This is a genomic window from Microcoleus sp. T3_D1 (assembly GCF_036700405.1).
Classification (GTDB): Bacteria; Cyanobacteriota; Cyanobacteriia; order Cyanobacteriales; family Microcoleaceae; genus Microcoleus.
This window is the reverse complement of record NZ_JAUBOV010000045.1, coordinates 47,851-59,715: the sequence shown is the minus strand read 5'-3', so window position 1 is coordinate 59,715 and position 11,865 is coordinate 47,851. Positions and strand designations below refer to the sequence as shown.

11 protein-coding genes are annotated in these 11,865 nt (G+C 44.6%); 2 read left to right on the top strand and 9 right to left on the bottom strand.

The window, feature by feature from the left end; genetic code table 11:
• Positions 1–168 precede the first annotated feature (168 nt).
• The 3 genes from QT992_RS20350 to QT992_RS20340 form a co-directional block, all read right to left on the bottom strand.
• Positions 169–2,595 carry a bifunctional serine/threonine-protein kinase/ABC transporter substrate-binding protein gene (locus QT992_RS20350; RefSeq protein ID WP_333341776.1) on the bottom strand — a complete coding sequence of 809 codons (2,427 nt, stop codon included), beginning with the start codon at positions 2,593–2,595 and terminating at the stop codon, positions 169–171.
• Between the two features lie 172 nt (positions 2,596–2,767).
• A complete protein-coding gene (locus QT992_RS20345; protein WP_333341778.1) occupies positions 2,768–3,274 on the bottom strand; it encodes a hypothetical protein in 507 nt (168 codons plus the stop codon).
• On the bottom strand, positions 3,271–3,528 hold the full coding sequence (locus QT992_RS20340; RefSeq protein ID WP_333341780.1) for a hypothetical protein: 258 nt from the start codon (positions 3,526–3,528) through the stop codon (positions 3,271–3,273). Before QT992_RS20340 ends, QT992_RS20345 begins: the two co-directional genes overlap by 4 nt.
• Positions 3,529–3,669: 141 nt before the next feature.
• Between QT992_RS20340 and QT992_RS20335 the strand changes: the two genes are divergently transcribed.
• Positions 3,670–4,806, top strand: coding sequence for a transposase (locus QT992_RS20335; protein WP_333341781.1), 1,137 nt, complete (start codon positions 3,670–3,672; stop codon positions 4,804–4,806).
• A gap of 92 nt (positions 4,807–4,898) precedes the next feature.
• On the opposite strand, the gene QT992_RS20330 is transcribed toward QT992_RS20335, so the two are convergent.
• The 6 genes from QT992_RS20330 to QT992_RS20305 form a co-directional block, all read right to left on the bottom strand.
• Positions 4,899–5,651 (bottom strand): hypothetical protein, encoded by a 753-nt coding sequence (locus QT992_RS20330; protein WP_333341783.1) that lies wholly within the window; start codon positions 5,649–5,651, stop codon positions 4,899–4,901.
• Positions 5,652–5,668: 17 nt separating this feature from the next.
• Positions 5,669–6,994 (bottom strand): DUF2254 domain-containing protein, encoded by a 1,326-nt coding sequence (locus tag QT992_RS20325; RefSeq protein ID WP_333341785.1) that lies wholly within the window; start codon positions 6,992–6,994, stop codon positions 5,669–5,671.
• Positions 6,991–7,995 (bottom strand): mechanosensitive ion channel family protein, encoded by a 1,005-nt coding sequence (locus tag QT992_RS20320; RefSeq protein ID WP_333321640.1) that lies wholly within the window; start codon positions 7,993–7,995, stop codon positions 6,991–6,993. Before QT992_RS20320 ends, QT992_RS20325 begins: the two co-directional genes overlap by 4 nt.
• A gap of 170 nt (positions 7,996–8,165) precedes the next feature.
• The gene (locus QT992_RS20315; protein WP_333321638.1) at positions 8,166–9,287 is read right to left on the bottom strand and encodes a hypothetical protein; all 1,122 of its coding nucleotides are present in this window, start codon (positions 9,285–9,287) and stop codon (positions 8,166–8,168) included.
• Positions 9,288–9,301: 14 nt separating this feature from the next.
• Complete coding sequence (locus QT992_RS20310) at positions 9,302–9,640, bottom strand: SH3 domain-containing protein (RefSeq protein WP_333321636.1); 339 nt, start codon at positions 9,638–9,640, stop codon at positions 9,302–9,304.
• Between the two features lie 155 nt (positions 9,641–9,795).
• Complete coding sequence (locus QT992_RS20305) at positions 9,796–10,407, bottom strand: hypothetical protein (RefSeq protein WP_333321634.1); 612 nt, start codon at positions 10,405–10,407, stop codon at positions 9,796–9,798.
• Positions 10,408–10,903: 496 nt separating this feature from the next.
• Between QT992_RS20305 and QT992_RS20300 the strand changes: the two genes are divergently transcribed.
• A complete protein-coding gene (locus tag QT992_RS20300; RefSeq protein WP_333321632.1) occupies positions 10,904–11,824 on the top strand; it encodes a DUF2382 domain-containing protein in 921 nt (306 codons plus the stop codon).
• Positions 11,825–11,865: the final 41 nt, after the last annotated feature.

Here is an 11,865-nt window from a genome sequence, read left to right as displayed (position 1 = left end):
CCTCTTCCACAAAGAGTAAATTTTATTGTAAGGTTTGTGGAAAATGCCACAAGATATCAATTCAATCGCACTTTAAAATTGCATCATTCTTAACAACAGGCAAGATGCCTCTTCCACAAAGAGTAAATTTTATTGTAAGGTTTGTGGAAAATGCCACAAGATATCAATTCAATCGCACTTTAAACCTGCGGCTGCGGCTGTGGGAAATTCGATCGGCACAAATGTAACTCCAAACTGTTCTCTAGAACACGGTACAATATGCGCCACTCGTTTAGGAGGATTTTTCCGGTTTCCAGTCTTTGAGTCAAACTCAATTATACCCGTAGCTCCCTCGGCTTTAAAGTTGGGATCGGCTAAAGTTTTTTGCATTCCTTCACGGCTGGGTTCTGGCTGCATTTCTAGGGCTTTAATCAGCGTCCGGGCTGCATCGTAGGTTAAAGCCGATCGAGTATTGACCGGGCCGCCCCACAATTTTTCAGCGTTTTGGGGAAATTTTTTGTCAAAACTTATTAACGGATGCCAAAACACAGATATGCCCAGTTTTTCTACAGACTTTAGCTCTTTTCCTACTTCTAACGTTCTCGGCTCGTACAGAGTCCAGGGCCCGACAATCCAATTGCGATCGCCATTAGCTTTAATCATTGCGATCGCATTTTCCAGGGAATTAGTGACTTGACCGTCTGGAATGACAAGTAAGGCTGTTTTTCCGGCTTTCTCAACTTCTTTGATTGCTGCTTCGGCGTCTAAAATATTTTTAGATAAATCGTAATAATTCCTAATTCTAAAAGTCGAGCCTCCTTTGGCTTCAAATTGCTCTTTAAATTCTTCCCACAAAGAAGCGCTAAACGGACTGTTGGGATTGTAAAATACTGCAACTTTTTTCTCGCCGACCCCTAGCAGTTGATTTACTAAAGATTCAGCTTCTATGCTAGTTGTCGGAGCCGTCCGAAAGAAAAATTTTCGAGGTTTTCGCGTCAGTTCTTCTGTTGTGCTTCCCGGAGAAATGGCTACGAGTTTATTTTGATTGTAAATATCTACTGTTTCAACAGTCATGTCGCTGGTGTAGTGTCCGATAACTGCTAGAATATCGGGCCCAGCGACCATATCCTTAGCCCTTTGAACGGCGTAGGATTTGATATTGCCATCATCAGCAATGATGACTTTGAGACCTTTTCCTTTAATAGCTTTTGGTTCTAGAAAGCGTTGACCGGGAAAATCTTTATTGTTCTCATTTGCAGCCAGAAGACCTAAATTAACTTCGGTTTGAGCTTGAGCAATGCCGCGGAGCAGTTCTTCTGCTAAATTTGCGTTGAGGATGCTGCCGTCCTGATTTCGACGGATAGGAACAACAATTGCGATCGTATAATATTCTGCATTTATTGCCTTTAGCAGAGCATTGTTGATGTAAATTAAAGTTTCTGGATCTCTGCGGTCTTCCCGCCAGGACTGTTTGAGCAATTTTAAAGCTTCGGGATAATTTGAGTCGGCAAACTCATTAATTCCCCTTTGTTTTGACCACAAGGCGGAGGTTTGCACTAGGAGTTTTTCGCCGGAACTTACACCATCTGCGGAGGGTGTAGCCAGCGTTGGTTGCGGGGAAATCCTGGGGATTAGCGGGGAAATTCTGGGGATTAAAAATACGATCGCCCCAAAAGCCGCAATTCCCGCAAAGCCGAACAGCAGCCAGCGCCAGCCCGATCGCAACTTCCGCGAAGTTTTGGGTATCTGGGGCCCTGGGACGATCGACAAATCCAAGTCTTGCAAAACTTCCTCAACAGATTGGTAGCGGTCTTGAAAGTGGAAACGCACCATCTTAGTTAAAATATTTTTAAGCTTGTCGCTAACTTTTACCGCAGGGCGATCGGGCGTCGAGTAATCCCAGATAATTTCGCAAGTATGGGGGTCTTGTGGCAGATTGGTGGGAAGCTGCCCGGTGAGGGCTTGAATCGCGATTATTCCTACTGCATAAATATCATTGTAGGGTTGCGGGGTAGACTGCGGATTGTATTGTTCAGCAGGCATATAACCCCTAGTGCCGATCGCCTGCGATGTTAATATTTCACCAGTAGAGTTAGAGGTAAAAGTGCTGATTTCTTTGACCGCCCCAAAATCTATTAAAACAATTTGTTGATTTGTTTGGCGCCGAATTAAGTTAGAAGGTGTAATATCGCGGTGAATAATATTTTCTTTGTGGACAGATGTTAATATTTCCAGAACTTCCCGCAACAAAGCAACGGTATTTTGCTCATTCCACCGATCGCCTGCAGTGAGTTCTTGACTAAGCGGATGTCCTTCAATATATTCTTGAACCAAGTAAAAATAATCGTTTTCTTCAAAGCTATCGAATAATTCGGGAATGCGCGAGTTTTTGCCGAGACGGCGCAAAGCGCTAGCCTCTCTTTCAAATCGCTTCCTTGCCCTCTCCAAGACGCGCGGATCGTTCGATAGGGGAAAAGGAATTTCCTTAACAACGCACAGAGGATTATTAGGTTTGTTTATTTGTACAGCCGTGTAGGTTCTAGCAAACCCTCCCTCTCCCAACAAAGCGAGAATTTCGTACCTTTCATGTAGGATATGCCCTAAGTTGACACACATAAATCTTCCAACACCTCTTGACAGGCTGCGGCCTTTAATGTTGATTATAAGCTTTTTTGTTGCCCAATACAGCTTGGCAACATATCAAATTCATCTGTGTCTATATCAAAAATACTATAACTCTCAGCAATTGGCAATTCTACATTAGTGAGGAGCGATCGCTAATTATCAATTATCTTTCTGCTAACTTGCTGAGTACAAAAGCAGCTAAAAATCCGCAGACAGTAATTAGTCCGGCAAAATCGTGAGTTTCCTCGAATGCTTCGGGAATCATAGTATCTGAGATCATTGCTAAAATACCCCCTGCTGCTACGGCGGTAGTAGCGGCTATTACTTCTGCAGAAAAGCCGCTGAAAACCGTATATCCTAACAATGCTGCGATACCGGAAATAACTGCGATCGCACCCCAAACTCCAAAAATGTAACCCATCGATCTCCCTGCTTTTTTCATACCGGCGGCGCTGGAGAGCCCTTCGGGAATGTTGGAGAGAAAAATTGCCGCTACTGTCACCCAACTGACAGCGCCTCCAGAAATCATGCTGACGCCAACGACGATCGACTCCGGTATCCCGTCTAACAGCGCGCCGAGGGCGATGGCTAATCCGCCATCGCCTGACTCTGTTTTAGCTGGGTGCAAAGCGCCCGATCGCTTGCGGTGTTTTGCTCCCTGCTGACTCAAAAACCAATTGGCGGCTGTGTAGACAGTAGCGCCCCCAAAAAGCCGATCGCTGTCGAGTCGAAACCGCCGCGCTTGTAAGCTTCATCCATCAGTTCAAAGGATAGCGCTGACATCAGCACACCAGCGCCAAAAGCCATAATTGTCGCGATCGCCCGCTGAGGAATGCTCACAAAGTAACCCACCGCCACTCCCAGTAGCAGCGCCGAACCCCCCACTAAACCCCCAAATTCTGCCTGCAACCACACTGGAAGCATCAGCCCTACCTCAGAGGAAAATTTTTTATGCCCGCCTACCAAAAATTCGGGGTTAGAGCCTCCCCCTTCTAGGGGGACTTTTATTAATTAATCTATTCCTATGATGGATATGTTATCATAGGAATAACAGGAGAAAAAAAGATGCTAACTCTAGAATTTAAGATTTATGCAAAACCGAATCAATTTCAAGCGATTGATGAAGCGATTAGAATTTGTCAATTCATTCGCAACAAGTCTATTCGCTTGTGGATGGATGGTGGGGCTAAATCTTGGTTCGATCTTTCTAAATACTGTGCTATTTGGGCTAAAGAGTTTGACTTTGCAAACAAGTTAGGCGCAATGGCTCGGCAAGCAAGTGCAGAAAGAGCGTGGGCTAGTATTTCTCGATTCTATGAAAACGTCAAAAAAGGAATTAAAGGGAAAAAAGTTGGTTTCCCACAGTTCCAAAAAGACTGCCGTTCTGTGGAGTACAAGACCAATTCTTGGAAACTCTCAGCAGATAGAAAGTCAATCACCTTTACCGATAAATGCGGGATTGGCAGATTAAAGTTAAAAGGTACTCGTGACCTAAATTTCTATCAGCCAGAGCAGATTAAACGGGTGAGACTGGTTAAAAGAGCAGATGGATATTACACTCAATTTTGCATTCAAGTAGACAGAATTGAGTTAGCCCCATCAACCGGGAAAACTATCGGCTTAGATGTAGGGCTAAAGGAGTTTTACACCGATTCAAATGGCGCAATGATTCCTAATCCTAGATTTCTGCGTAAGGGTGAAGTGCAGTTAAAACGTGCTCAACGCTTAGTAAGTCGGAAAACAAAAGGGAGTTCAAATCGCCGCAAAGCTAGAGTAATTTTAGGTAAGCGACACCTCAAAATAAGTAGGCAACGTAAAGATCATGCTATCAAGTTAGCAAGGTGCGTAATCACATCAAACGATGTAGTAGTCTATGAAGATTTGAGAGTGTCCAACATGGTTAAAAATCATTGTCTGGCAAATTCAATTAGCGATGCTTCTTGGTATCATTTCAGAATGTTCTTAGAATATTTTGGAAAAGTGTTTGGTCGGATTACCATAGCAGTAAACCCTGCTTGCACTAGCCAAGAATGTAGTAAATGCGGTGAAATCGTTAAGAAGTCTCTATCCACTCGTACTCATATTTGTAAATGTGGATGCGAAATCGATAGAGATCATAATGCTGCAATTAACATCCTGAATCGCGGGATAGGTACGACAGGTCATGTCGGAACTTCGATCCTAGAGATCGTAAACGCTTAGGGAGACTAGACCTCTGGATTAGGTGCGGCAACGTTCTTAATTTAAGTCCAGTCTTTGAACTAAGAATCCTCACGCCTTTAGGCCCAGGAGTGTCAAAAAGCCAATAAAAGAGCGCTGTAAATTCCAGCACCAAGAGCAAATGCCCAAAACCGACTTTCTCGTTCTTCTGGCAATTCTTCTTTGAGGACGTTGAGAACAATTCCTCCCGCTAAAAAAGCAAATAAAACTGCGATCGCAGTTTTTCCAATTTCAGTAGCGCTACCCAACACCCACCCCAGAATAATAGCTGCTGCTAGTATCCAGCGTCCGATGCGGTCATAAATATGTTTGTGGTGTTCCCGCAAACCAGAGTCGTTCACTGCAAAGTGCAGGGCCATTGCACAAGAAAACAACAGGAGATTGGTAATGCCCGGTTCTTCCCGATGCACCAGCAGATAGCCAATCAGAGCGTTGTAGATTGAAAAAGAGCCTATGTGCAACCAAAAAACACCAGGACTGGTCACATCCTCTTCGCCACGCTGACGAGATAAATTTGCAATTTGCTCCAAGCCGTAAAATACAGTCAATCCTAACAAAGCTATTAAATAAACGTGGTGTTCTAGATAGGAAATAACTCCTGCTTCTACTTGCTCTAATACCGCTTGGTGCAGATTTAATTCCGGTAAAATATGCACAAAAACATAAGCTACCGAAACCCCACCCGCCGCAGAAAGCCAGCCACTGCGAGGAATAGGAGCAAACCGCAACTTGCCGCAAAATAAATGTGTCAGCGCTAAACCAATGGCAATCAGCGCGGTTAAAGCTAAAGTATTAGGAGCCGATCGTAAAGCTGCTGTTATTACCATAATTCTGCTCAACCAAATTAATCCTGTTTTAAAGCTTTAAGGACTTGGTGATACCGCTCTTGCACATCTTTCTGGTCTTGCTCCTGAGATATTTGTTCGAGGCTACTATTTAAAATCATATCCGCGTGACGGCGTAAAGCTTCTCGTTGTTTGGAATTGCGGGTGTAAGTGGCGATGCAAGCTATAGCTTCCAATAAGCGAATTGTTACCGCCACATCTGATTTACTGTACTGGCGAATTTGGTTAAATGCAGCATCGACTAACCCTTCAAATGTCACTCCTTCAACAATGACGCGCAAATTCTGTTCATCGTCGTAGCGATACGGCGAGGGAAAATCCCTTTGAGCGAGGCGGGATAATCCGGCGCTGAGTCGATCGATACACCGAATCGCAGTAAACGGATCGTTGATAGCAGGAGAAATCGCACGCAAGGCAATTTCAACTAACTGATCGATGGGAAATTCTACATCTTGATATTCCGTCCGTTCTTTGCCCAGAATAAAAGCATCGTTAATCTGTTGGCTCAGGCGTTGATTCACCCCTTTTTCCGGGAAAACCATCGCTACATCGCTGCCCTTGACGATAAACTTTCCCGGTCGAGTTTTAAGACGTAGAAGCAGATTGTACTGACGGGCAATTTTCATTAATTCGTCGTCATCGATTGCTTGCAAATAACCCTCACCAGTGGCTTTGATTGGACTTGCTTCTGAGTCAAAATTTGCAGGAAGTTCTCCCACTTGTCGCGAGTTGTTCGCTTTACCTTCTCCGATTTTTTCGGGAAATAGACGATCTAGAGCTTTGTCTAAATCGCCACTAACCTGAGTAATTACATGGGACGCTTGAATAATGGTTGATGCGTGATGGATAAAGTAAATCAGTACGCCGATACTGGCAATTGCCAATCCGGTACCAACTGTAACCGAGAGTTGGGGTACAAAGAGACTGTATCCTTCTCCTTCTGCATGAATGGTTCGCAGTACGAGCAAACAGTAAATAAACGTGCCAATGAAAGTGCCAAGCACGATTTGATTGCCCGTATCCTGCATAAAACTACGCAGCAATCGGGGCCCAAAATTGGAGCTCGCCAACTGAAGCGCCACAATAGTAATAGAAAAAGCTGTAGCAACAACGCTGATCATTGAACCGGCAACCGATGAAAGAACCGCTCGCGCACCATCGGCTCCACCCGTGTAAATCCACCTCCAGTTTGGTATATTACCCGTGCGGTCAAGTGTCAGCATTGCGATCGCTAAAATCATCGATCCCACCGCCATCAACGTTGGGATAAACCAGTAGCTAGAGTGCAGCGAGTCCCAAATTTTGCTTAATTTGACATTTTTCATGAGTTGGGGTGGCGTGAAGATTGTCCGTTGCCGTCAGGTTGCGATCGCAGTTCAATTAGTTTTTGCAGAGAACCGCTGATGCTGCGGGGTTTGGGAACTTCGCCATTACCAGCGGGCCATCCTTCGCGTTGACGTTTGCGATCGCCATCCGTCTCTTCGGTTTGATCGTGAAACAAAATTTGCTGCGTAGGAAAGGGCAAGTCGATGCCATTGGCACTCAGCTTTTCCTTAATCGCAGAAAGTACCTTGTCGCGCGATCGCAGATCGTCCATTCGTCGCGGCGGAGCAATCCACCATCGAGCGCGGATATTGACGCTACTTCCTGCAAGTTCCATCAGCAGCACGTCAGGAGAAGGGTCCTTCAAAACCTCATCCACACTGTGCATGGCTTCCATCATTAACTGCTTGGCTCGGTGAAGATCGTCGCCGTAGCCGATACCAACGTCGTATTCCATCCGGCGTTTATCAAAGGCGGTATTAACAGTAACAGAATTGGTGAACAATTCCGCATTGGGAATTACAATCCGGCGACCATCATAGGTTCGGATTGTTGTAGCGCGAGTTTCAATATTTTCTACGGTTCCCTCAAAGTTTTTAAACACAATCTGGTCATCGATTTGGAACGGTTCAGTCAAAAGAATTAGGATACCAGCTAGGAAGTTTTGTAAGATATCGCGAAAGGCAAAACCAATCGCTACCCCGCTAATTCCCAGCAGTTGCACCAAATCGCCTGCTTTAAATGTGGGAATTATAATCGACAAGGCAATAAACAGACCAACCAAAACAGTAATACCCTGCGCTAACCTTCCCAACACCAGTCCCAAATTCCGGGATTGGCGGTGGTTGCGGGTAAGCCGCCTGACCGATATCTTAATTGACCTCCCAACAAAGAAAAAGATTCCAAAAACAACTAACGCTAGTATCATATTAGGCAGCAGGACAATGAAGCCATCGATCATGCTCTCAATCTTGTCCCAGACTCCGGATATTTCTGCTTTCATAAAACTTCCTCTTGCATCAGTGGTTATTGATTGTATTAAAATTAGCCATGTCAAACTCTATCTTAAGGCGGTAAATTACTGTAACGTGAGGCTAATTTAGGACTTACACAGCCACAGTAAATATTGGGGATGGTTCGTTACGCAGAAAGCTAACGCACCAACAATTTTTTTCAAGTGGATATCGAAGCCACATCTTGACCGTTGAGTTTTTGTGCGATCGCATCCAGCACCCTCTGTTCTGCTTCGGAAACCTCTCCGCTATTTTCGGCAATGCGACGGCATTGAGCTAATAGCGGTACTGCAAAGTCGGGGTTAAGTTGCTCTAACAATGCACCCAATGGTTTGGGGGACTTGATGTTAGCAGCAATCCTTTTGAGAGAATCGGCATTTAATTGCAATGCCTTCAATTCTGGCAGAATATCTTCCCAGTTTTTGTTGGGATAACTTGCCAAAATCATGTGAACCATAATTTGATCCATCACTGCTTGCTGCGCGATCGCCCGATCGAGATATTTCTCGCTTTGTTGCTGAATCGCTTGCAATGTTTCGGTTCCAGGTTCTTCAGTATCTTCCCTCAGTTTGGCTTCGTAAAACTCGCGCGCCGCATATCCCAGCGCGTACAGCATCGTAGCATTCGTACTCGCACCAATCATCGCGCCAGCCAGCGGTACGTTGCGTAAAAAGCCCAAACCAGCTCTCATTGCGTTGCTACCGCCTAGCGCTAACCCAAAAATTGCCAAAACCTCGCCTTTTCGGGCTGGCTGTTGCAAATCCATCCCATAGGCGGCGGCAATTTCATAAACCATTTCGGTTTGAATTGCAGTAGTCGCGGCTAAATCGATCGCCAGCAGTGCAGCCGCGACACCGGGTAAAATGCTGCTAGCAAATCCGACACCACCGGCGTGGATCGCTTTTTCCACCATAATGCGATGGGCAATTTCGCTGGGATATTCATTGGGATACTTTTGTTGGAGTTGCTTGACTTGAGCTTCGGCTTTGGCTAAGTCAATGCGATCGCTAACCCCAACTAACCAATCAAGCCTGAGTACCCCCGCCACTTGTTTAACAAAGGGAAGATTGCCCACATAAGTTACCGCATCTCCGGTTCCTTGCGTCGCTTGTCCAATCAATCGATAAGTTTGTTTAGCAGCAGCTTGCCCCCAATCAACTGCTGTGTCAAAAACCGCTTTGCCTGTATTCAGTGCAGATTCTGTTGTCTCGGCAATGAAATTTAACAAACCAGGTTTTTGCTGTGAATTAGTTTCTTTTTTTAGGTTTGATTGGTCATCCATCACTGTTTTTTCAATTAACTACAACACGCCAGGTTTCCCGCTTGGACGTAGCCTCTCAAAGGCACTGTAATCGGCACCCAGCCATTCTCACCAAGATTTTGAATCGTCACATTTCGTGCGGAATCAATGATGCCAACCGCTTCGCTGTTAGCCGTCGGTTGTCGCCGAACATTAACACCATTCCTCGCAATAACCTGGCGACAGCTATCCGGTACTTGCGCTAGTAAAGATTCACCTTGAATCTGTGTTTGATTTGTATCAGCGGCGAACGAGGGAGCAACTAAAACCGTTGGCGTTAACAATATCGAACTTGTTAACGTTGTATATTTTTGCCAGATCCTCTGCTGTTGCATCGCTTTATCTTCTTTTAAATCTCTAGGCCAAAACCTTAGAAAAGGTTTTTAGCTCGTTCATCTTCTCCAAGAAAGGATGAATCATCATCCCAACGGTATAAAATAATTCGACTCGCTGCTGTGCTTGTTGAATTGTCAGGTTTTATCATCCCTAATCAAGCATAAACGCGAGGTTTGCGAGCGCCAAGAGCAGCACCAATCATTGCCGCTGCCAAACTCAGCAAAGAGCCAAGTAGAAATGACCAAACAGCTTTAGCTGTATTACCAGCTATATCGCGAACTTGATTTGGGTCTACATTCGGCGCTTGATTGGGTATATTAACGCCGCCCTGTTGTTGTACTTGATTGGCAATTTCTCCAGCATTAGCAGCCGCAGCGCCAACAGCACCCGATATCCCGCTTCCTAATAACCAAGCACTAAGTGCTAATGTAGCTCCCCAAAGAATTGCTGCATTCAAAAAAGCTGTTTTCTTGGTCATCGGCCCGCAGCTTTGAGCCATTACCCAACCGCCCAAAAATAGGGAAATCAGCAAACTGATAATCGACCAAATTACGACCCCAAAACCAACGGAACCTGCATCCGCGCCTGTTGCACCCGCGCTTAATCCGATCGCCATTGCCAAAGCGCTTAAAATTAGTTGAGTACCCAGAGCGATCGCAATTCCTGCCAAAATTGGCCCCCACCTCACTTGGTCGTGGTAATCCACCAGCGGATTGACGATTGTAGGCTCAGTGAGTGGATTGCCCGATCGATCTGGATAAGTCATAAAAGATTAACCCTTGCGTTACGTTGTGAGTTTTTTTCCCTTGATGGTAATTTAATTTTACTTAATAAGTATTACTAGAATATCTACCGACGGGCATAATATTTTCTTATTTTATGATTTTAACGATCGAAAGTAGTAATTTCGCTCATAAATCGAAATCTCATTCAGAAAAAACCCCAGCAGCTAGTTAGAAATGTCCTTAATTTTGTAGGAGCTCGCGTAGTTGAGGTGATAATAAAACCTGAGAAATCCTTGTGAGAGCTTTTGGCATAAAAGTTGTAAATTGACTCAACCCAGCCTACGAATAATTAGATAAATTTATCACGTTCAGTACGGTAGAGCTCAATTCATCTACCTAAAGATAGAAAAATCTAAAAAAAAATCGCTCTATTGATGATTTTCAATTGGCTGAATCCTTCATAAGAAGGAAGTATTAGAACTGATATCTATCTAAAGTAGGTGCAAAGCTTGATGTACATAGGTACAGAAAACAACAATGTTACTTTACAAAATTGAGGATTTTAATCCCAACTACCGCCAAGCAGCTTTTGAGGAGGACGATATCAAAGGGCTGGATGTGTATGGCGGAAGTACCTACGATAAAATTGGCACGATCGATACTGTGCTGGTAGATGAGACAGGACGTTTCCGCTATTTTGTGGTAGAGACTGGTTCTTGGATTGTTGACAAAAAAGTTTTACTTCCCATCGCTCTTTGTCGCATTGATTTTAATGGGCGGCGTGTTTACGCTACAAATTTGCGGAGTAAAGACCAAGTGGAAAAACTACCCAGGTATGAGCATGGGATGGCAGTTGATTACGCTTATGAAGAACAAGTGCGGGGTATTTATCGGACTGCAACAGTAGAAGGGTCTGCACCCGTAGAAGCATCATTACCTTTAGAAGCACCTGTTCGAGTTTCTACACGGCATGCTGTCTCGCCTCAAGCTAGTAATCCTGCTTATGACCGGGATACCTATACTTACGATAAAGAGCCCCAATTGTATCAGATGAACGAACAGGATCATCAAAAACTCAAACTGTACGAAGAACGATTAGTTGCAGATAAAACCCGTCGCAAAACAGGCGAGGTAATAATTGGCAAGCAAGTTGAAACCAAAACGGTACAACTGCAGCTTCCTGTAGAAAAAGAGCGAGTTGTGATTGAGCGCACTACTCCAGAATATGCAGGGAGTCGAGTAACTCCAGATACCGCCTTCAAGCAAGAAGAAATGGTACATTTTGATATCTACGAAGAAAGTGTGGATATCCAAAAGCAAGCGTTCGTGCGCGAGGAAGTGCAAGTCCGAAAAGAGGTTGAGCAAGATACGGTTGAGGCAACAGACACAGTACGTCGCGAAGAGTTAGAGGTAAAAAAAGAATGGGAATCGGATCGGAAAAAAAGTAATCCGCTTTAAATCAGCCAAATAGTCTCGTTAAAAATGCAAAAATCAGGAGG

What these genes read in the sequence shown, in the direction of transcription:
- QT992_RS20350 (WP_333341776.1), bottom strand. Translation starts at nt 2,595, where the DNA reads ATGTGTGTCAACTTAGGGCATATCCTACATGAAAGGTACGAAATTCTC.
- QT992_RS20340 (WP_333341780.1), bottom strand. Translation starts at nt 3,528, where the DNA reads ATGCTTCCAGTGTGGTTGCAGGCAGAATTTGGGGGTTTAGTGGGGGGT.
- QT992_RS20335 (WP_333341781.1), top strand. Translation starts at nt 3,670, where the DNA reads ATGCTAACTCTAGAATTTAAGATTTATGCAAAACCGAATCAATTTCAA.
- QT992_RS20330 (WP_333341783.1), bottom strand. Translation starts at nt 5,651, where the DNA reads ATGGTAATAACAGCAGCTTTACGATCGGCTCCTAATACTTTAGCTTTA.
- QT992_RS20325 (WP_333341785.1), bottom strand. Translation starts at nt 6,994, where the DNA reads ATGAAAAATGTCAAATTAAGCAAAATTTGGGACTCGCTGCACTCTAGC.
- QT992_RS20320 (WP_333321640.1), bottom strand. Translation starts at nt 7,995, where the DNA reads ATGAAAGCAGAAATATCCGGAGTCTGGGACAAGATTGAGAGCATGATC.
- QT992_RS20315 (WP_333321638.1), bottom strand. Translation starts at nt 9,287, where the DNA reads ATGGATGACCAATCAAACCTAAAAAAAGAAACTAATTCACAGCAAAAA.
- QT992_RS20310 (WP_333321636.1), bottom strand. Translation starts at nt 9,640, where the DNA reads ATGCAACAGCAGAGGATCTGGCAAAAATATACAACGTTAACAAGTTCG.
- QT992_RS20305 (WP_333321634.1), bottom strand. Translation starts at nt 10,407, where the DNA reads ATGACTTATCCAGATCGATCGGGCAATCCACTCACTGAGCCTACAATC.
- QT992_RS20300 (WP_333321632.1), top strand. Translation starts at nt 10,904, where the DNA reads ATGTTACTTTACAAAATTGAGGATTTTAATCCCAACTACCGCCAAGCA.